The organism is Boudabousia liubingyangii, from assembly GCF_001907245.1.
In the GTDB taxonomy this organism is placed as follows: domain Bacteria; phylum Actinomycetota; class Actinomycetes; order Actinomycetales; family Actinomycetaceae; genus Boudabousia; species Boudabousia liubingyangii.
Window position 1 is genome coordinate 19393 of sequence record NZ_MQSU01000002.1, and the last position, 18879, is coordinate 38271.

At 52.4% G+C, this 18879-nt stretch carries 19 protein-coding genes and 2 tRNA genes; 11 read left to right on the forward strand and 10 right to left on the reverse strand.

The features are described from left to right. Positions 1–9: 9 nt before the first annotated feature. On the reverse strand, positions 10–720 hold the full coding sequence (locus tag BSR28_RS02560) for an AMIN domain-containing protein (RefSeq protein WP_073713285.1): 711 nt from the start codon (positions 718–720) through the stop codon (positions 10–12). A 91-nt stretch (positions 721–811) separates the two neighbouring features. Between BSR28_RS02560 and BSR28_RS02565 the strand changes: the two genes are divergently transcribed. Beyond that, on the forward strand, positions 812–1831 hold the full coding sequence (locus tag BSR28_RS02565; protein WP_073713286.1) for an NAD(P)H-dependent glycerol-3-phosphate dehydrogenase: 1020 nt from the start codon (positions 812–814) through the stop codon (positions 1829–1831). A 72-nt stretch (positions 1832–1903) separates the two neighbouring features. Next, positions 1904–3034, forward strand: a complete 1131-nt coding sequence (locus tag BSR28_RS02570) for a D-alanine--D-alanine ligase family protein (RefSeq protein WP_269148042.1) — start codon at positions 1904–1906, stop codon at positions 3032–3034. A 71-nt stretch (positions 3035–3105) separates the two neighbouring features. Here BSR28_RS02570 and BSR28_RS02575 read toward each other — a convergent pair whose 3' ends face one another. After that, complete coding sequence (locus BSR28_RS02575) at positions 3106–3471, reverse strand: hypothetical protein (RefSeq protein ID WP_073708797.1); 366 nt, start codon at positions 3469–3471, stop codon at positions 3106–3108. 136 nt (positions 3472–3607) lie between these two features. Here BSR28_RS02575 and BSR28_RS02580 point away from each other — a divergent pair, with 136 nt between their 5' ends. Continuing rightward, complete coding sequence (locus tag BSR28_RS02580) at positions 3608–4531, forward strand: ATP-grasp domain-containing protein (protein WP_180372205.1); 924 nt, start codon at positions 3608–3610, stop codon at positions 4529–4531. 97 nt (positions 4532–4628) lie between these two features. Next, a tRNA-His gene (locus BSR28_RS02585) sits at positions 4629–4704 on the forward strand. Positions 4705–4773: 69 nt separating this feature from the next. Here BSR28_RS02585 and orn read toward each other — a convergent pair. Continuing rightward, entirely contained in the window at positions 4774–5397 is a 624-nt protein-coding gene (gene orn, locus BSR28_RS02590; protein WP_073713288.1) for an oligoribonuclease, read from the reverse strand. 71 nt (positions 5398–5468) lie between these two features. Between orn and BSR28_RS02595 the strand changes: the two genes are divergently transcribed. From BSR28_RS02595 to ettA, 3 genes are all read left to right on the forward strand, one after another. Next, positions 5469–5541: transfer RNA gene (locus BSR28_RS02595), tRNA-Arg, on the forward strand. Between the two features lie 113 nt (positions 5542–5654). Then, a complete protein-coding gene (locus BSR28_RS02600; RefSeq protein ID WP_073708800.1) occupies positions 5655–6242 on the forward strand; it encodes a single-stranded DNA-binding protein in 588 nt (195 codons plus the stop codon). Between the two features lie 148 nt (positions 6243–6390). After that, on the forward strand, positions 6391–8073 hold the full coding sequence (gene ettA / locus BSR28_RS02605) for an energy-dependent translational throttle protein EttA (RefSeq protein WP_073708801.1): 1683 nt from the start codon (positions 6391–6393) through the stop codon (positions 8071–8073). 128 nt (positions 8074–8201) lie between these two features. On the opposite strand, the gene BSR28_RS02610 is transcribed toward ettA, so the two are convergent. Next, complete coding sequence (locus BSR28_RS02610) at positions 8202–9152, reverse strand: acyl-CoA thioesterase (protein ID WP_073713289.1); 951 nt, start codon at positions 9150–9152, stop codon at positions 8202–8204. A gap of 103 nt (positions 9153–9255) precedes the next feature. On the opposite strand from BSR28_RS02610, the gene BSR28_RS02615 reads away from it, so the two are divergent. After that, positions 9256–9513: a PTS transporter subunit EIIB gene (locus BSR28_RS02615; RefSeq protein ID WP_073708803.1), complete on the forward strand. Its 258-nt coding sequence runs from the start codon at positions 9256–9258 to the stop codon at positions 9511–9513. An 81-nt stretch (positions 9514–9594) separates the two neighbouring features. Next, positions 9595–11742 carry a 4-alpha-glucanotransferase gene (gene malQ, locus BSR28_RS02620; RefSeq protein WP_073713290.1) on the forward strand — a complete coding sequence of 716 codons (2148 nt, stop codon included), beginning with the start codon at positions 9595–9597 and terminating at the stop codon, positions 11740–11742. Positions 11743–11819: 77 nt separating this feature from the next. Here the strand turns inward: malQ and BSR28_RS02625 are convergent, their stop codons facing one another. The 4 genes from BSR28_RS02625 to BSR28_RS02640 all read right to left on the reverse strand — a co-directional run bounded on the left by BSR28_RS02625 (position 11820) and on the right by BSR28_RS02640 (position 13664). Next, entirely contained in the window at positions 11820–12278 is a 459-nt protein-coding gene (locus BSR28_RS02625) for a PTS sugar transporter subunit IIA (RefSeq protein WP_073708805.1), read from the reverse strand. After that, positions 12275–12523 carry a PTS glucose/sucrose transporter subunit IIB gene (locus BSR28_RS02630; RefSeq protein ID WP_331203660.1) on the reverse strand — a complete coding sequence of 83 codons (249 nt, stop codon included), beginning with the start codon at positions 12521–12523 and terminating at the stop codon, positions 12275–12277. Before BSR28_RS02630 ends, BSR28_RS02625 begins: the two co-directional genes overlap by 4 nt. A 144-nt stretch (positions 12524–12667) precedes the next feature. Then, positions 12668–12928, reverse strand: a complete 261-nt coding sequence (locus tag BSR28_RS02635) for a PTS transporter subunit EIIB (protein ID WP_073708807.1) — start codon at positions 12926–12928, stop codon at positions 12668–12670. A gap of 10 nt (positions 12929–12938) precedes the next feature. Then, the gene (locus BSR28_RS02640) at positions 12939–13664 is read right to left on the reverse strand and encodes a GntR family transcriptional regulator (RefSeq protein ID WP_073708808.1); all 726 of its coding nucleotides are present in this window, start codon (positions 13662–13664) and stop codon (positions 12939–12941) included. Between the two features lie 215 nt (positions 13665–13879). On the opposite strand from BSR28_RS02640, the gene BSR28_RS02645 reads away from it, so the two are divergent. Further along, a complete protein-coding gene (locus BSR28_RS02645) occupies positions 13880–15301 on the forward strand; it encodes a PTS transporter subunit EIIC (RefSeq protein WP_073708809.1) in 1422 nt (473 codons plus the stop codon). Positions 15302–15559: 258 nt separating this feature from the next. Here BSR28_RS02645 and BSR28_RS02650 read toward each other — a convergent pair whose 3' ends face one another. Further along, the gene (locus tag BSR28_RS02650; protein ID WP_073708810.1) at positions 15560–17554 is read right to left on the reverse strand and encodes a M13 family metallopeptidase; all 1995 of its coding nucleotides are present in this window, start codon (positions 17552–17554) and stop codon (positions 15560–15562) included. 44 nt (positions 17555–17598) lie between these two features. Between BSR28_RS02650 and BSR28_RS02655 the strand changes: the two genes are divergently transcribed. Further along, positions 17599–18045: a ribose-5-phosphate isomerase gene (locus tag BSR28_RS02655; RefSeq protein ID WP_073708811.1), complete on the forward strand. Its 447-nt coding sequence runs from the start codon at positions 17599–17601 to the stop codon at positions 18043–18045. Positions 18046–18218: 173 nt separating this feature from the next. Here the strand turns inward: BSR28_RS02655 and cysE are convergent, their stop codons facing one another. Continuing rightward, positions 18219–18818: a serine O-acetyltransferase gene (cysE, locus tag BSR28_RS02660; protein ID WP_073708812.1), complete on the reverse strand. Its 600-nt coding sequence runs from the start codon at positions 18816–18818 to the stop codon at positions 18219–18221. Positions 18819–18879: the final 61 nt, after the last annotated feature.

Below are 18879 nucleotides of genomic sequence, written 5' to 3' on the forward strand. Positions count from 1 at the left end.
TATCTGGGGCTACTTGGTATTCGTGGCCGCTGTAATTGGATGGTCAATATCCATCACCACACGGGCCGGATTATCCAAGGTGAAGACACGATACTGACGCGGGGTAGTAGTGTTGATGACTAGGTGGGTATTGCCCTCGTAGAAGCCATCAAAATAGACCCAAACGCCCTCGATCTTGCCCTGCTTGGGAATATCGTTGTAAGCCTCAAGCTCTTTCTCTGAGGTGGGGTAGTCCGTGTGAGAAATATTCAGGTCGATCAAGATCTTACCGAAGTCGCCCTTGATCTCTTCTCCACGCCCCATCTCGAAGGCTTCTTTCACAGACTTAGTGGTGTAGCCTAAGGCCTTCCCATTGTCTCCACTGAAGGTCACCACTAGTCGGGTGAAGTCAGGGTGCTTGGCGATCTGCCAAGAAATGACCGAGCCAGGATTGTCTTTCGGGGCTTCAGGCTTTTGCTCGAGGTCCTTATCAGAGAAAGTATCTGGACCGGGAGGACTGCCGGGACGTTCCACACTGGGAGCCGGGGTAGCGGAACCCGGGGCAGGTTCAGGAGAACTAATCGTATTCTCGGTTGTCGGTGTGGGATTTGGTGCCGCGGAAGCTGCCGGAGTAGGTTCAGCACTGACGCTTTCTGATGGGCTGGAAGTGCTTGCACACGAAGCTAGAAGTAGCGGCATTGCTAAGCCCGCGGCAATTGAGATTCGGTTCATTCGTTTCATACTTGCCTCCTTGGGTTTAGTGTCTAGTTTATCAAAATTCAACGTGTGTTGTGTCATGGGATACACTTTTAGGCCAGTTAACCTTGAAGCTATGGAAACACAAAGCGCTAGAATTATCGTCCTTGGTGCCGGTGCTTGGGGTACCACTTTTGCCCAGGTTCTTGCGGATGTCGGAAACTATGTGACCCTCTGGGCACGTGACGAGCGGACCGCGGGCGCGATTAACGAATTCCATACCTCAAAATACCTACCCGGGGTGGTACTGCCTCGAAAAGTTAGTGCTACTACCACAGTCGAACCGCTCTTATCAGAAGCTGACGGGATCGTCGTGGCCCTGCCTTCTGATGCTTTGCAAGAAGCCCTACCGAAATTTCTAGGATTGATCACTGAGGACCAAGAGGTAATTTCTCTGACCAAGGGTCTATTCCACGGTCAGTTCACTTCCCAGATCATCGCTGAGGCTTGGGATCGTCCACGGGACACCATCACGGTGATTTCGGGCCCGAATCTAGCCAATGAAATCATTGTCCGCCAGCCTGCCGCTACGGTAGTTGCTTGCCCCCAAGCGGAACGTGCGAAACGAGTAGGGAAGTGGTGCGATGCGGGCTACTTCCGACCCTATTATTCAGTGGACTCGCTGGGTTGCGAGGTTGCGGGAGTGGTCAAAAACGTCATCGCGCTGGCAGTGGGTGCTGCCGCTGGGATGGGCCTCGGAAAGAACACTAGCTCGACGTTGATTACCCGTGGACTGGCTGAGATGACGCGGTTGGGGTTGGCGTTGGGGGCCAATGGTGAGACCTTCTTAGGCCTAGCCGGGATTGGCGACCTTTCCACTACCTGCACCTCTGAGCTTTCAAGAAACTACTCTTTCGGTTTTAACATCGGTCGGGGACTCACAGTTCCCCAGGCGCTTGCGGCTTCAAAGGGGCCCTGTGAGGGTGTCAAGAGTTGCCAGTCTGTGCTTGAGCTAGCAAACCAAGCTGGTGTGGAAATGCCCATTACGGAGTCGGTAGTGGATGTGATTAAACACGGTCATACGGCCGCGCAGATGGGGGAGCGTTTGCTCGGGAGAGCCCGCAAGCGTGATGGTGTCTCAATCGAACTCGTCTAAGCGGCGTGCCCTCGGGCGATTTGCCTATCGGACTAGTAACCTGAAACGAGAGTACAAGAGAAGGTGACCTCAGTGAGTGATTCAGTGGTTGAAAGAAAAATTCGTGTAATGCTGGTATTCGGTGGTCGCAGTGGCGAACACCCGATCTCCTGCGCTACCGCCGCAGGTGTCTTATCCGCAATTGATCGTGATCGTTTCGAGGTTATCCCGGTAGGTATTACCCCCGATGGTCGTTGGTTGCGAGTTCCCGATGACCCCTCGCTGTACGAGCTGGACGGTGACACCGGTGCAACCATCGAACCTGGTCCGCGACAACTAGCAGTTGTCCCCGGCGATAGTGCCTTCTTTGAGTTTGATTCTGTTGCCACAGCAGAGATCTCGGCCCTTGATTTGGGCATGGTTGATGTGGTCTTCCCCTTGTTACACGGACCCTATGGCGAAGACGGTACCTTCCAGGGGTTAATGGAAATGGCTGACCTGCACTATGTAGGTTGTGGCGTCAGTGCCTCCGCGCTTTCCATGGGTAAGCACCTGACCAAGACCGTCCTAGCCGGACGTGGTTTGCCTGTCGGCCAGTGGAAGTTTATTCCCCCTCGTCAGTGGGTAGAGGACCGCGAAGGTGTCCTAGAGCAGTGTGAAGCTCTTGGGCTACCGCTGTTCGTTAAGCCTACGCGCGCCGGTTCTTCCCTTGGTATTTCTAAGGTGGAACGCTTTGAAGATCTAGGCGAAGCCATTGATCAGGCTCGTTTGGTCGACCCGCGCGTGATCGTAGAAGCTATGAACCCGGGTCGAGAGATCGAATGCGCGGTTCTAGGTGGGCGCAATGGCTCCGAACCACGCGTGGCTCCACTTGGCGAAATTGTGTTGCAGGCCGGTGATTTCTATGATTATGAAACCAAGTACGTGGATCATGATTCCGTGAGCTTGCAGTGCCCGGCGGATCTTCCTGAGGGCGTGGCCGCTCGCATGCAAGAGGCGGCTATTGATGCTTTTGAAACCCTGGAATGTGAAGGGCTGGCGCGCGTCGACTTCTTCTACAACCCGGATGCCGAAAGCTTTATAATCAACGAGGTAAATACGCTTCCGGGCTTTACGCCGTTCTCGATGTACCCGATGATGTGGTCTCGTGCGGGTGTTGAGTACCGTGACTTGGTAACTGAGCTGATTGAGCTAGCACTAGAGCGTCCCCTTGGATTGCGCTAAATAGCCGGGCGTCTTTTTCCCGAGGGCGCTGACTTTCTTTCCTTGCCTGACAGGTTCTGTCAGGCAAGGTTTTATTTGCCCTCTTCTTTTCGGAGGCGTTCGATTTCGGCTAGACGAGCACGGTCCTTTTTGGAGAGTTGATCGTAGTTGAGCTGCTTGGATGAGGTGTCTTGGACGAAATCATCTTCTGGAGCTGCTTCTTTGATGGTGCTCCAAGAGGAAATCTTGCCTTGATCATTAAATAGGGTGCCAGCTTGGTAGGCGCGGGAAAGTCGTTTGTATGAGAGCCAGGCTGCGCCAATAATGAGGAAGAGTACGACAGTTCCCAGAGTTTTATTGACAAAGTGAATGAGGGCACCACCGATGAATCCGCCCAAGACGGTGGCAAGCAGCGCAATCAGAATTACGAGCTTCCAAAACTTACGGCGATAGTCCATGATTCCTCCAATACTATGTCTTGCAAAACACAGTTTAACGTACACTTTCAAAAACTGGAGCAATAGAAGGTAATTAGCAACCAATTGGCAGCTAATTTAGCGCGCGCTAGAGGGCAAAATGAGGTACGGTAAAGTGGTGATTAAGCCTCTTGTATATCTGGTAACTTCAGTAAATCATCCGCAGTTGGATGCTGACAATCAAGTGCTGATTAGCGCCCTTGAAGAGCGTGGCATGGAACCACGCGTGGTGGTTTGGAATGATCCCTCAGTTGATTGGGAAGCTGCCAACTTGGTGATTGTCCGGTCAGTAGATGACTACGCCCAACATCGAGATGAGTTCTTAGAATGGGCGCATTCGGTCCGTCGCCTCTTGAACCACCCCGATATTCTGACTTGGAATACTGATAAGCACTACCTGCAGGAGCTTGCTGATCGAGGCTTGCAGACTATTCCGACCACTTGGTTGGAGCCGGCACAGAATCTAAATAAGCACCAGATTCACTCCCGTTTCCCGGCGCTTGGTGACTTCGTGGTAAAGCCGGCGGTTTCCTCTGGTGGCCGCGATGCTGGACGATACACCGCTAACCTTGCTTCTTCCCGCCAAGAAGCGATTATGCACGCTGTTGAGCTGCTTGCGGAAGGTCGCACTGTGATGGTGCAGCGATACCTAGAAGAAATCGATACCCACGGTGAGCTTTCGCTAATCTACGTAAATGGCTTGATCTCTCACGTAGTAGAAAAACGTCCCATGCTGCACTCTTCCATTACTGGACCTGATGCGATTAGCCAGCCAGTTGAGGAAGTCACGGTAGTTCGTGAAGCCACCGCTGAAGAATGGCACTGGGGTGAAGAAATTCGCTCCGTCCTTCATGGATACGTTAAGGAACGTATGGGACGTGATGAACTCTTCCTCTTCAACCGGATCGATCTGGTTCGTAAGAACGGTGGGGGATACTACGTGATGGAAGTTTCCATGGTGGATGCTTCGCTCTACTTAAGCTCATCTGAGACCGCGTTGAGCAACTTCGCCGACGCGATCTCTCAGCGAGCCTTCTGGTAAAGTGACTTTTGTCTCTTTGGTACTTTCTACCTTAGATTCGATTTCGCGACTACTAACTTAATAAGGTATAGTTATCCGTCGTTGCAATGCGACACTGGTGGCCATAGCTCAGTAGGTAGAGCATCTGGTTGTGGTCCAGAAGGTCGCGGGTTCAAGCCCCGTTGGCCACCCCAGTAAAAACCCCCAAGTCTTTGGACTTGGGGGTTTTGTTCTACCTGCCGCTCAGCGCTCCGATCGGATAGTTAGTTGAGCTCAGATCGCCATTCCGTAACTTCGCGGGCTACTTCCTGACAGGTGGGGGTATCTGGTCCTTCACCCTGGGGGAATAGCAACTTGCGGTAGTAGCGCAACTCCATCAGGGAGTCTTGAATATCGCCTAGTGCTCGGTGTCCGCCGTGCTTCTGAGGGGATTGGAAGAAGGTTCGGGGGTACCAGCGGCGGGCTAGTTCTTTCACCGAGGAAACGTCGATGACTCGATAGTGCAAGAAGTCAATCAAAGCTGGCATATAGCGGGAGAGAAACGCTTTATCAGTACCAATCGAGTTACCGGCTAGTAGGGCTTTGCCGGGCTCTACAAACTTTGAAATATAGTCCAGAACTTCTGCTTCGGCCGCAGCAAGGTCATCAGGAGCCTCTTCTAGTTCTTTCAATAAGCCCGAAGAGGAGTGCATTTCGCGGACGAAGTCATTCATGTTTTCAAGTTTTTCGGGTGCCGGCTTAATCAGTAGGTCGATACCTTCACCTAGAGGATTGAGGTCAGCATCAGTAACGATGACGGCTACCTCGATAAGGGCATCGTTTTCTACATCCAGCCCGGTCATTTCGCAATCGATCCAGACCAAACCATCTTTTAATTTTTCACTCATGCTTCTAGCATAGGCAGTTCTAGGTGTACATGGCTCGATGAACGGTTATTATTGTTAAGCAATTTATCCTTGCCTCCATAGCTCAGCGGATAGAGCAGCGGGTTTCTACCCCGCGTGTCGTGGGTTCGAGTCCTACTGGGGGCGCAGTTAGCCGGCCCCTCAGGGGCCGGTTTTCACATTTGCAACTTTCCACATTTTTCTGTTTCCAACTTCGATTCTTTGACCAGTTTTAGTGATGCTGTAAAGGTCAATAAGAAATGACCAGGATCCTTTCTCGTAATCAAGAAACGGAGTTAGCGGTCCTGCTCTCACTAGAAAAGGAAGCAAAAATGAGTTCGCACACCGTCCTTCGCGGATATGTAGGTTCCGCACCAGAAGCGATCACCAAAAAGGAATCAGATGATCAATTAGGGAGTCGCTTTCGCCTAGCTGTCAGTGATAGTTATCGTGACCGAGAAGGGAACTGGGTAGAACGGGACCCGCAATGGTTCAGCGTTAAATGCTGGGGGCGCCTCGGGGTTAATGTTTACCACTCAGTCAAAAAAGGAGATCCCATTGTCGTAGTGGGGAAAGTCGGAGCGGAGGAATGGGTAGATACCGCTACCGGACAGGTACGGACCAGTTTGAGCTTAGTGGCATCTGCCGTCGGGCTGGACCTAAACCACTGCATGACTTTCAAGACCCGATCCTTCGAACAGCAGTTAGAGAGCGCATTAGAAGACCGGGAACTGACAGGAAAACAAAAAACGGTGGCGGAGCTTGAAGCCGCGGTAGCTAGTGATTCGTTTGAGGTGGTCGAAGGGCTTGAGCATCTTGACGAAGCTGTACAGGGTGCCCCGTTCTGAGCTAGCACTATTACCGGGAGCTTTTGTCACATTAGAGGGGAGGAAGCTAACAGGACTTTTGGTGGCGTTAGGGGCCGATCGCAGCTCCTAGCGCCACCAAGCCCGTTACAATAGGCGTAAAAGCATTTCTACAAACCATGGGAGAATCGTGGCAGAGTATATTTATTCGATGGTGCGGGCACGGAAGGCCCACGGCGACAAGGTAATCCTTGATGACGTAACAATGGCCTTCCTCCCCGGCGCAAAGATCGGTATGGTCGGCCCTAACGGCGCCGGTAAATCCTCCATTCTTAAGATCATGGCGGGTCTTGACACACCCTCAAACGGTGAAGCACGACTTACCCCCGGTTACACTGTGGGAATCCTAATGCAGGAGCCACCTCTGAACGAGGAGAAAACCGTATTGGGGAACGTCGAGGAAGGCGTTGCTGAGATCAAGGCAAAAGTTGATCGTTACAACGAAATCTCCGCGCTAATGTGCGAGCCGGATGCTGACTTCGATGCTCTCATGGAAGAGATGGGCAAACTGCAGGAAGAAATCGATGCCGCCAATGCTTGGGATCTGGACTCTCAGCTCGAACAGGCTATGGACGCACTTCGTTGCCCGCCCCCGGATGCTGACGTCAAGGTACTCTCCGGTGGTGAACGCCGTCGTGTAGCACTCTGCAAGTTGCTACTTGAACAGCCTGATCTGCTACTGCTAGACGAACCTACTAACCACCTAGATGCAGAGTCAGTTCTCTGGCTAGAACAGCACCTCGAAAGCTACCCCGGTGCCGTTATCGCGGTTACCCACGACCGCTACTTCCTCGACCACGTAGCTGAATGGATCGCGGAAGTAGACCGCGGTCGCCTGTACCCCTACGAAGGCAACTACTCAACTTACCTTGAAAAGAAAGAAGCTCGTCTTCAGGTTCAGGGTAAGAAGGACGCTAAGCTTGCAAAGCGACTCAAGGAAGAACTCGAATGGGTTCGATCGAATGCTAAGGGCCGCCAGGCTAAGTCGAAGGCTCGTCTAGCTCGCTACGAAGAAATGGCAGCCGAGGCTGAGCGTACTCGAAAGCTAGATTTCGAAGAAATCCAGATTCCGCCAGGCCCCCGTTTGGGCACTGTCGTTCTAGAAGCCAAAGACCTCAAGAAGGGCTTCGACGACCGGGTCCTAATTGACGGCTTGTCCTTCTCTCTACCCCGAAACGGTATCGTCGGTATCATCGGTCCAAACGGTGTGGGTAAAACGACCCTATTCAAGACTCTGGTGGGTCTTGAACCGCTAGACGCAGGCGATCTCACCATTGGTGAGACAGTCAAGATTTCCTACGTGGATCAGACCCGCGCAGGTATCGATCCTGAAAAGACCGTCTGGGAAGTTGTCTCTGACGGACTCGACTATATCCAGGTTGGAAACGTTGAGATGCCCTCCCGCGCTTATGTTTCCGCCTTCGGATTCAAGGGCCCTGATCAGCAAAAGCCTGCCGGCGTGCTATCTGGTGGTGAACGAAACCGTCTAAACTTGGCCCTGACCCTAAAACAGGGTGGCAACCTATTGCTACTAGACGAACCGACTAACGACCTGGATGTCGAGACCCTAGGATCGCTTGAAAATGCGCTCCTAAACTTCCCTGGTTGTGCCGTGGTCATCACCCACGACCGCTGGTTCCTAGACCGCGTTGCTACCCACATTCTGGCCTACGAAGGCACCGATGAGAACCCGGCTGCTTGGCACTGGTTCGAAGGTAACTTCGAAGCCTACGAGAAGAACAAGATCGAACGTCTAGGGGTAGAAGCAGCGCGTCCTCACCGCGTCACGCACCGTAAACTAACCCGTGACTGAGATCTAGGTAGATTCGCCTTTTAAACGCTTGGTGGGCTGAGAATAGTATATTCTCAGCCCACCAAGCGTTTTCATATGCTTAAAAGGTATAACCCCTTAGTGAAGCGGCTCGAAAATAGTGCCTTTAGTCAGGCCTTCTCAGAGTTCGGGATTCCCCGTCCATCAAAAGCCCAGCGGCCACCGTCATTGATGATTCGGATCATGGCCTGTTGTGTCGCTGAAGCCAAGAGATCTCCAGAACGGTTAAAGATTTCCACTTGGCTTAGTCCTAATGCTCCTGAAGAGTGTGGAGAGCTAAAGACCAGCAGATGCCAGTCGTTAATATCGAGGTTTTCATGGAACCACATGGCATGATCTAAAGAAGCGAGGGCCAAACCATCCGTTGCCCAAGATAAACGATGCTTCCGCAACATTGGTTCCATCATCAGCTGGTCTAAGACATAAGCAAGCATTGCCCGATGAACTACTTGCCGCATTACTGGAAGCGCGGTACGTGGTCTAATCCAGATACGGTGATCATTACCGGGGCGTGGGTTGCCATAGAGGTCACCGTCCACATGGCGAACCTCAAAGGCGCTAGTTCGACCCAAGAACTTAGCCACGGGGTTATCGATCAGTGCGAAAATCTCAAGGTTAGAAGTCAACCCTTCTGGACCTGGAACCTCTGGCGGGGTAGCACCAGGGAACTCCAAGCCTTTTTCTGGGACCTGGAAGCTCGCATTCAATTGCATCAGGTGGCGTTCATTTTGCCAAGCATTAGCCTGTACGGTGCTAAAAGAACGGCCTTGATGAAGCAGACTAGGGCGCAGTTCGATCGGCGCTTCAGTGCTGCCTGCACGCAAAAATGACGTGTGTAGTGAATAGAGGTTATCTTGTCGATCCTCGTCGATTAAGGCAGCTGCTGCCAAAGCGCCTTGGGCCAGAAGCTGGCCGCCATAGATATGGGAAAAAACCTGCGGTAGGCTCTCGCCAGAAAGTGAATTATCCTCAAGGGGCCTTAGCCGTAAAGCATTTAAAACTCCAGCTAGGGGTTCAGTGTAGAACTCTGGTACGGGAATTGGTGCAAATGAATTATTCACAATGGATATTGTCCCATTAATTGCCGACTTTGGTCCTTCCAGGTTGCCAAGGGCTCTATGATACGCCACACTAAGAATAGAGAGGAATATGAGGGAGAGTATCATGACCCATGAAGAACTATTAGTGCTTCAAATTATTGAAGGCGTTGGTGGCATTACCAACCTTGCCAAAATGGACGCCATTGGAAAACGATTGCGTCTCGAAGTGCGTGATCGCAGCCTTGTAAATCCTGACTTCTTACGGCAGCTGGAAACTATTGCCGTGGTTGTTAAGGATGAGTGCGTGCAGATTATCGCTCCTCGAGAGGTTGACGAAATCTGTAAAAAGCTAGCGTCCCAGCATGAGGATCTTTGGGCCTAATCTAGAGCTCAAAAACCTGCTTTGGTGGGGTGTAGATGGTTATAATAATGGCCGAACCACTGCCGATTAGGAAATCACCTGATGACAACCTACAACCCCACTGAAGAACAAGCTGCGCTGCTAAGGGAACTAGCTGACGAATACGGTGTATCGACCCATTTCTGGGACTATCACGGTCAATATCGTCAAGTTGACGCTCAGACCATTGTAAAAGTCCTAGTAGCGCTAGGTGTCGAGCTCAGTGATGCTCCAGAATTGCCAGAGTTAACTCAGGCACTTACAGATGCCAAGCAACGCGAGTGGTCACGGGTGCTACCAGCAACTACGATTTTGCGTTCAGGCCATGAAAGCCGGCTCCCGGTTCACGTGCCACACGGCACTAAAGTCTGGGTTCATGTTGATCTTGAAGATGGATCACGCTGGGAACTATCTCAAGCAGACGTCTATGTTGAACCTCGCGAAGTTAACGGACAGCTCACCGGACGCGCAACTTTCACCCTTCCCGCTAACCTGCCGGAGGGCTATCACACGGTCGTTTCCGATCATGAAGATGGAAGCTGGCATAAAGCTCACCTGATTGTCGTTCCAGAAGCATTAGAAAATGAGCTTTTTGAACATGGGAAAGCTTGGGGTGTTGCCGCACAGCTCTATTCGGTCATGTCTGAATGGGGTTGGGGCGAAGGCGATGCCGCAGACCTAGCAGATCTGCTCACTCTGTGTGCAGAGCAGGGTGCCGATTTCCTACTGATCAACCCACTCCATGCTGCCGAGCCGAAAGCTCCGATTTCAGATTCACCATATTTGCCGGTAACTCGTAGATTTACTAATCCGGCATATATTCGCCCAGAATGGATCCCGGAGGTTGCGTCGCTTAGCGAAAAGCAGCTTGGTCAGCTGCGTGCAATGGCTCGAAAAGCGCGCCGTAAAGTAAGCAGCGGGGTAGACCTGATTGACCGAGAAGACTCTTGGGCGCTAAAACGCCAAGCTTTAGAAATTATTTATCGCGCCCCACGTTCGATTGCTCGCCAGGGCGAGTTTGAGCGGTTTGTAGGCCGAGGAGGTCAGACTCTCAAGGATTACGCCTTCTGGTGCGCTTTACAGGAGAATAAAGATACGCCTGGGTTGCGTCTTTCTTTTGAGCTTCAGAGCGAATACTCCGAAAAGCTGCGTGAAGAACTACAGGATCAGATTAACTTTCACTGCTGGTTACAGTGGATTGTTTCCTCGCAGCTAAAAGCCGCACAGCAGCAGGCCAAGGACGCAGGTATGCGCATTGGTGTAATGCACGATTTAGCTGTCGGTGTCCATCCATTCGGTGCCGCACGTTGGTGCAATCCAGAGTTCTTCGCTAGCCATATGTCAGTCGGCGCCCCGCCTGACATGTACAACCAACAGGGCCAAAACTGGTCTCAGCCGCCGTGGAGCCCCACTGCGCTAGAAGAATGTGGCTACCAGCCCATGAAACAGATGCTGAGGGCAGTGCTAGCGCATGCTGGTGGTATCCGTATTGACCACATCCTTGGTCTTTTCCGGCTTTGGTGGATCCCCTCAGGACACGGTGCCGGGCAGGGAACCTACGTTCGATATGACCACGAAGCAATGGTTGGCGTTCTGCTACTAGAAGCTAAACGTGCTGGAGTTACGGTGATTGGTGAAGACCTAGGAACCGTAGAACCTTGGGTACGTGATTATCTTGCCGATCGCGGAGTTCTAGGAACCTCGGTCCTATGGTTCGAACGCGGTCATGACGGCCAGCTCCTATACCCGGATCAGTACCGACGTCTATGTCTAGCGACGGTGAACACGCACGATCTGCCACCCACCCTAGGCTATCTACGAGGTGAACACACCAAGCTACGGGCAGAACTGGGACTTCTAGAAGAACCCTTAGAAGAGGTCCAAGCTGCCGATCAGGCAGAACTCAACCAGGTCCTTGATCGCTTGAAGCAATTGGGATTACTACCCGTTGACAGCGATTTTGATGAGGAAGAGATCATCGTCGCTCTGCATCAGTACATTGCCCGTACCCCGGCATTGCTAACGGCCGTATCCCTAACCGACGCGGTTGGAGAGGTGCGAGCTCAAAACCAGCCTGGCACGTACCGGGAGTACCCTAACTGGCGGATGCCGCTTTCTGATCAGTTCGGTAAGTTGGTTAAAGTTCAGGATCTAAAAGGTAATGAACGGTTCCAGCGTTTGCTTTCTGCAATGAATGCTGCTGTTGAATAAGCCTTACAAATAGTTTTTGGGGCGGGAAAGAAGATTTCTTTCCCGCCCCAAAACTTTGAAGTTTATTCTTCGACTATTTAGTTAACTCGAAGAAGTGGAGCTCCAGCTTCAACTTGAGCACCCGGTTCAACCAAGAGCTCCAAGTTCTGGGCTTTGGCCTCGAGGGCGATAACCGGAACGATCGGGTTACGACCGCCAGCTTCGATTTCCTTGGGGTTCCAAGTGATCATCTGGTCACCGTCAGAGACTACAGCCTTGTTTTCTTGGTGAAGGGTGAATCCCTCACCGGCCAAAGCTACCGTGTCTAGTCCCAAGTGAACCAAAGCGCCGGTACCGTCTTCCGCTAGGATGACAAAAGCATGGGGATGGATCTTAATGATCTTCCCACTGACCGGTGCGGTGACCGTGACGTCTGCTTCTGCATCAGGCTGGATAGCAATACCAGGTCCAACGATTTCGCCAGCGAAGACAGGGTCTGGAACGTCAGCTAGAGCCACTACAGTGCCGCTTAGCGGCGCACTGAAAGTGACACTCACCGTAGGTCCTCCATGTCTTCAGCAATGGTGTCGGCATTGGGGCCCACAACTACCTGGATGGCGTTACCAACGTGGACAACACCGAAGGCGCCGGCTGCCTTTAGGGCAGGTTCATCGACTAGGGATTCGTCGTTTAGTTCGACGCGTAGTCGGGTAATGCAGGGTTCGAGATCTTCAATGTTGTCCCAACCGCCTAGGGCGGCCAAGAGGTCTTCAGCTTGGCTCATGTTTTTCTCCTTTGAAATAGGTCAGCAGCGTTAAAATCGACTTTAGCGTTGACAAGTCCTAAGTGGACTAGACCAGCACTGGTTTAAAAATAGCACGTTTTCAGAATTATGTCCTAGCGCACGACTCTGTGTTTTCTAGCAGTGAGTTGGTTAGTGCTTATTTCATTGACCGTCAGATTCGATTTCACTGCCCCAGATTAGCTCACTGAGTTCTTCTGCAATGAGCTCAGCTTGGGGGCCCACCACTACTTGGATGCCATTGCCATGGTTCATGATGCCATGGCATCCAGAATCTCGAAGAGTTTCTAGATCGAGGGCTTTTGGATCCTCAACTTCAATGCGTAGTCGAGTAATACAGGGTTCAAGCTCGACAATATTTTCAGGACCACCTAGGCCCGCAATCATTTGTTCTAGTTTAGTCATGGTGGTTCTTTCAGGATTGATTTCGTCGGTTGGGGGACATTACTGGGCTGGGGGAGGAGACCGGTACCCAGAGGGAGTAGCGGTCATGGCGATAAAGCGTCTTCGTGTACAGGACTGCTCGTTCCCCGCTGAATGAACGACGGGTGACGTACAGGCCCGCTTCGGGGGTTTCGATCTCTAGGAGTTCGGCTTCCTCTTCACTGACCAAGTGTGCGGTGATAGTGTCTTCACCCCACTGGGCTGGGAAGCCGGCTTTCCTAAGGCTGGTATAGAGGCTAGAGGGCATGCCGCCTTCAAACAGGTCGGGGACGAGGTCGCAAGGCATCCAGTCTTCTTGGATGGAGATGGGGAGATCGGAACCGCATCGGATACGTTTGAGGTGGAAAACCGGCGCGCCGATTTTTATCTCGAGTGCGGCAGCGGTTACTTCGTCTGCTTTGCTGGTTTCACTAAAAAGGAAGCGAGAGGAGGGCATAAGTCCTCGTTTATTCATTTCTTCCGCGAATGAGGTCAACCGAAGCTGCAAATCAATCTTCGGTCGTGCGACGAAAGTCCCTCTACCTTGAATGCGTTCAAGTAGGCCTTCATTTACCAGGGCGTCGGTGGCTTGCCGCACGGTCATGCGGGAAACTCCGAATTCTTTGCAAAGTTCCCGTTCTGATGGCAGGGGTGTTCCCACCGGTAAACCCGTGTCGATGAGTGAGCGCAAATGGTTGCGCACTCTGTCGTGTTTCACTGGAAAAGCTCCTTCATTGGCGCGATTTTCAGATCTAGCATAGCTTGAATTGTTACAAAATGGTCTTTTTTCGCATATCTAGTTGACATTCGTCACTATTCAGACAAAACTAGTGCCAGTGGTCCAGACAACTGTTCTGGTCATCGCGGATTCCTCAACGGATGATGCTGGGTGCAGCTATGGGGCTGCACTAACGAATAACTCAGGAGAAAAACATGGCTAAAAAGGATAGCTCGGCTTTTGCCCTTGCTCAGCGACTCGGTCGCTCCCTAATGCTGCCTATCGCAACCCTGCCCGCAGCTGGCTTGCTGCTCCGTCTAGGACAAGCAGACGTCCTTGGTAGTGACGGACTATCAGCACATGTCGGTTGGGTGCAGTACATTGCAGACGTATTCGCTGCCGCTGGTGGTGCAGTATTCGGTAACCTACCGCTACTATTCGCCGTTGGTGTAGCTGTTGGCTTCGCCCGTAAGTCTGATGGTTCCACTGGTGTGGCCGCCGTTTTCGGTTACCTGATCTACCAGGAAATCGAAAAGGTTATGTCCCCGATGATCTTCGGCACCAAGAAGAGCTACGAACTAAGTGAGCAGGCCCAGGCACTTTGTGGCGAAGGCACTAAAGAAGCTCTCTGTGGCGCCGTTAAGGATGTCCCGGTAACCACCGTTAACTACGGTGTACTAGGCGGTATCTTGGTCGGTATTATCGCTGCTCTACTATGGCAGAAGTACTACCGCGTGAAGCTACCCGACTGGTTGGCCTTCTTCGGTGGTCGTCGCTTCGTTCCGATCATCACCTCTGTTGCCACCCTCTTCTTGGGTGTCTTCATGTCCTTCCTATACATGCCCTTCAACTGGTTGATTAACCAGAAGCTAGGTGGCTGGCTAATGGAAGCTGGCGCCCCCGGCGCCTCTGCCGCTAGCAAGGCATTCGTTGGTTTCGTCTACGGCGTTATCAACCGTCTACTCATCCCCTTCGGTCTACACCACCTATGGAACTCCCTACCTTGGTTCCAGCTAGGTACCTGTAAGTCCGCTAAGGATGGCTCTGAACTACACGGTGACCTCACCTGCTTCTTCTCCGGCGACCCGAACACCAACGCTTGGACCGGTAACTTCACCTCCGGCTTCTTCCCGATCATGATGTTCGCTCTACCGGCTGCTGCTTTCGCTATGGCTCACGTGGCCAAGGTCGAAAAGCGTAAGGCTACCACCGCTCTAATGTTCTCGGTTGCATTCACCGCCTTCCTAACCGGTGTTACCGAACCGCTAGAATTCGCCTTCGCTTACGTAGCATTCCCGCTATACGCCGTACACGCTGTACTAACCGGTTCTGCTCTAGCCGTTACCAACGCAGTTGGGGCGAAGGACTCGTTCAGCTTCTCGGCTGGTGCGATTGACTACATCATCAACTTCGGTAAGTCCGCTCAGATGTCCGGTGGTTACCTACGAGGCCCGATTGCTCTAATCATCATCGGCCTCATCTACGCCGTCATCTACTACGTAGTCTTCCGCTTCATGATCGTGAAGTTCGACTACAAGACCCCCGGTCGTGAAGATGATGAAACCGACGCTTTCGCAGCTGCTCAGGCAACCGCTGCCGAAGCAACCGGTAAGAACGCAGAAGCTGCTCGTAAGTAGCAGAAACTGAGTTCACTCCCTCTAGGGAAAACTAAACATCAGTTGTGGGCCCCAGCCATTCCGGCTGGGGCCCACAATCTTATAGCTCGATGTAGGAGCACTAATAGTTCTGCTCCAGTCAAATAGGAACCAATAGGAGTTCCCAGAAGATACTTTGAGGGGCACAGGAAAACCTGTGCCCCTCAAACAAGAACTCTTAAAAACTAAAGATCCTACTATTTTGAGATCCTAGGTTTCAGAGGTCCCCTTATTTAAGCCTCACCAGATAGAGACGCGATCTTCAGGATCTAGCCAAAGGTGGTCGCCTTCTTTGACATTAAAGACTCGTGCGAACTCATCCAAGTTTGCCGCAATGGTATTGCAACGGAACTCTGAAGGGGAGTGCGGGTCAATCGTCAAAAGCTGCTTAGCTAGTTCATCGCGCTGCTTCCCCCGCCAAATCCGAGCCCATGAGTAGAAGAAGGCCTTTGCAGCCGGAACGCCTTCGATATCCTCAGCGGCTTCAGGAGACTCAACACCACGCTGCTTAAGCGCCAGTAGCCAAGCTTTCCAGGCAATGGAAAGGCCACCCAAGTCGCCAATGTTCTCACCAATGGTCAGTTCACCATTGACATGGAAGGTATCGTCCAGTTGACGCGGAGAGCAGTTCTCGAACTGGTCGATTAGCTTCTTAGTGCGAGCTTCAAACTCCTTACGGTCAGTCTCAGTCCACCAGTCCTTCAAAGCACCAGTGCCATCGTACTGCGAGCCCTGATCGTCAAAACCGTGGCCGATTTCGTGACCAATAACGGCACCAATCGCGGCGTAGTTAATAGCGTCAGCACCCTCGGGATCGAAGAATGGCGGCTGTAGAATCGCTGCGGGGAAGACAATCTCATTGGAGGTCGGTAGATAGTAGGCATTAACCGTCTGCGGGGTCATAAGCCACTCATCACGGTCAACCTTCTTTCCGGCTTTCCCAAACTGGTAATCAACCTCAACCTTGGTTGCCTGGCGGCCCATCTCTAGCAGGTTCGGGACATCCAGATTCATAGCTGAGTAATCCCGCCACTTATTCGGGTAACCAATCTTGGGATAGAAAGTGCCAAGCTTCTCTAGTGCTCGTTGGCGGGTATCCGGTCCCATCCATTCCAAATCGGAAATCGAATCATGGTAAGCCGCAATAAGATTCTCAACCAGCTTTTCCATCTTGGCCTTATTCGCTGGCGGGAAGTGACGCTGCACGTAGAGGCGACCAACGGCCTCACCCAAAGCGGACTCAACATGAGAAACGCCGCGCTTCCAGCGTTCACGTTGAGTGGGCGAACCAGTCAAGGTGCGACCCCAGAAGTCAAAGTGCTCAGCACTAACGGCGTCGCAAAGATCAGAGGCGTAATCGATCATCTGATGCCACTGCATCCAGAGCTGCAGAGTCTCCAGGTCGGTCTGCGCCCAAAGCTTCGCACCATCTTCATAGAAGGAAGGCTGGGACACAATGAACTCATTGAGCAGTTCTGCCGGCGCATCCAAGGCTTCACGCCATTCGGTCCACGGGAAGTCCGGAGCCAAGGCAACTAGCTCTTCGAAAGTCATGGGGTTATTCGTCGCCTGGCTATCGCGGCAACGAACCCGATCCCAGTGCAGCTTCGCCACCTCGGTTTCGAAAGCCATGATCTTTTGTGCTGCTTGAGCAGCATCAATGTTAGGCAGAATCAGCTTAAACATGCGTTCAATATGAGCGACGTACTTTTCGCGGATTTCAGCCTTGTCCTCGTCTTGGTAGTAAGACTCGTCAGGAAGGGCGATGCCTGCCTGCATGAAGTAAACGCTGTAGCGTTCCGGGTTGTTCTTATCAATACGAACCTTGAAACCAAAAAGCCCGTCGTAACCGAACCAAGCCTCGCGAGCCATGAAACGTACCAGATCAGTCTTTGAAGTGGTCTCACGAATTCGGGCAAGGTGTGGCTGGATTGGCTCAACACCTAGTGCCTCGACGGTTTCAGTATCCATAAAGGCCCGGTAGTACTTGCCGATACGCTCGGCATCGGCATCGTCAATCTTGCCGTCGGCGCAGTCTTCAATGATCTGGCGGACTGCTAGTTCGGCCTGATCGTAAAGATCATAGAAGGAACCAGAGGCGGCGCGGTCTTCCGGGATCTCTGAGTCCTTTAGCCACTGGCCATTGACGTAACCAAAAAGGTCATCTTGGGGACGGATATCGGGATCGACACCATCCAGAAGTAACGATTTTTCGTTCAATTGATTATTTTCCATGTTTCGATATTACGGGGTGAGTCGACATAAGGCACAATCTAACTATGAGAATTCATCTAGGAACTGACCATGCAGGTTTTGAATTGAAAAACGAGGTCGCTCGGCACCTTTCCGAGGCCGGCCACGAAGTTATTGACCACGGGGCTCACGTCTATGATCCCCAAGATGATTACCCCGCCTTTTGTATTGCCGCCGCCGAGGCCGTAGTGGCAGACCCCGGCTCATTAGGGATCGTCATTGGTGGTTCTGGCAATGGGGAACAGATCGCCGCCAATAAAGTTAAGGGTGCCCGCTGTGCACTCGCTTGGAGTGAAGAAACTGCTCGTCTAGGCCGCGAGCACAATAACGCTAACCTAATGGGGATTGGTGGTCGCATGCACAGCCTAGAAGACGCCCTAAAGATTATCGACGCTTTCGTGGCCACCCCATTTAGCGAGGATGCGCGTCACGAACGTCGTATCCAGCAACTTGCCGACTATGAGGCCAAGTAGAACTACCTCGGCATCGTGAGTAATGCTGGAAGCTAGCCTGATGAAGCTGGTAACCAGAGGCTCAAAGTCAGGTAACTAAAACCTATACGGAAACGAAAAGCGGGTCGCGCCCTCGGAAAAAAGAGGGAACGACCCGCTTTAGTTTTGCCCAAACTGGGCCAAAGCAGGTGCGATCAGATAAAAATAGTCGGATCGACGCTGAGCTCGGCGGCCTTGCTTTCTTCACAGAGACTATTTATCTTCGCGGGGACCCCAATCGCTGAGCAGTTCTCAGGGACATCCTTAACGACTACTGCATTGGCACCAATCTTGCTATGAGAACCAACGGTGATCGGCCCCAGCACTTTGGCCCCACAGCCGATCATGACGTGATCGCCGATAGTGGGGTGGCGTTTGCCTTTGCGCATCGCTACGCCGCCAAGGGTTACCCCATGGAAGATCACGCAGTCGGTACCAATCTCAGTAGTTTGCCCAATGACCACCCCAGTGGCGTGATCGATGAACAGGCGACGGCCAATCTTTGCCGCGGGGTGGATATCAACCAGCGTAAAGGTGCGCGTAATCGCGGAAACTAGCCGGGCGGCCATTCGGCCTCCACAGTAGGCAAAGCGTGAATGCCAGAGCCGGTGGGCTACCCGGTAACCCCAAATGGCGTGCACACCCGGATAGGTCAGGGCCACTTCGAGCCGATAACGGGCGGCCGGATCACAGGCCAGGGCTGTGTTCAGGTCTTCCCGCATCATGGCCCAGAGGCCTAAGCGTTCTTCGCTCATCTAAGTTTCCTTGATCTATGATTCCTGCGGTCGCAAGGTTGCTGAGGCATTTGCCGGACTC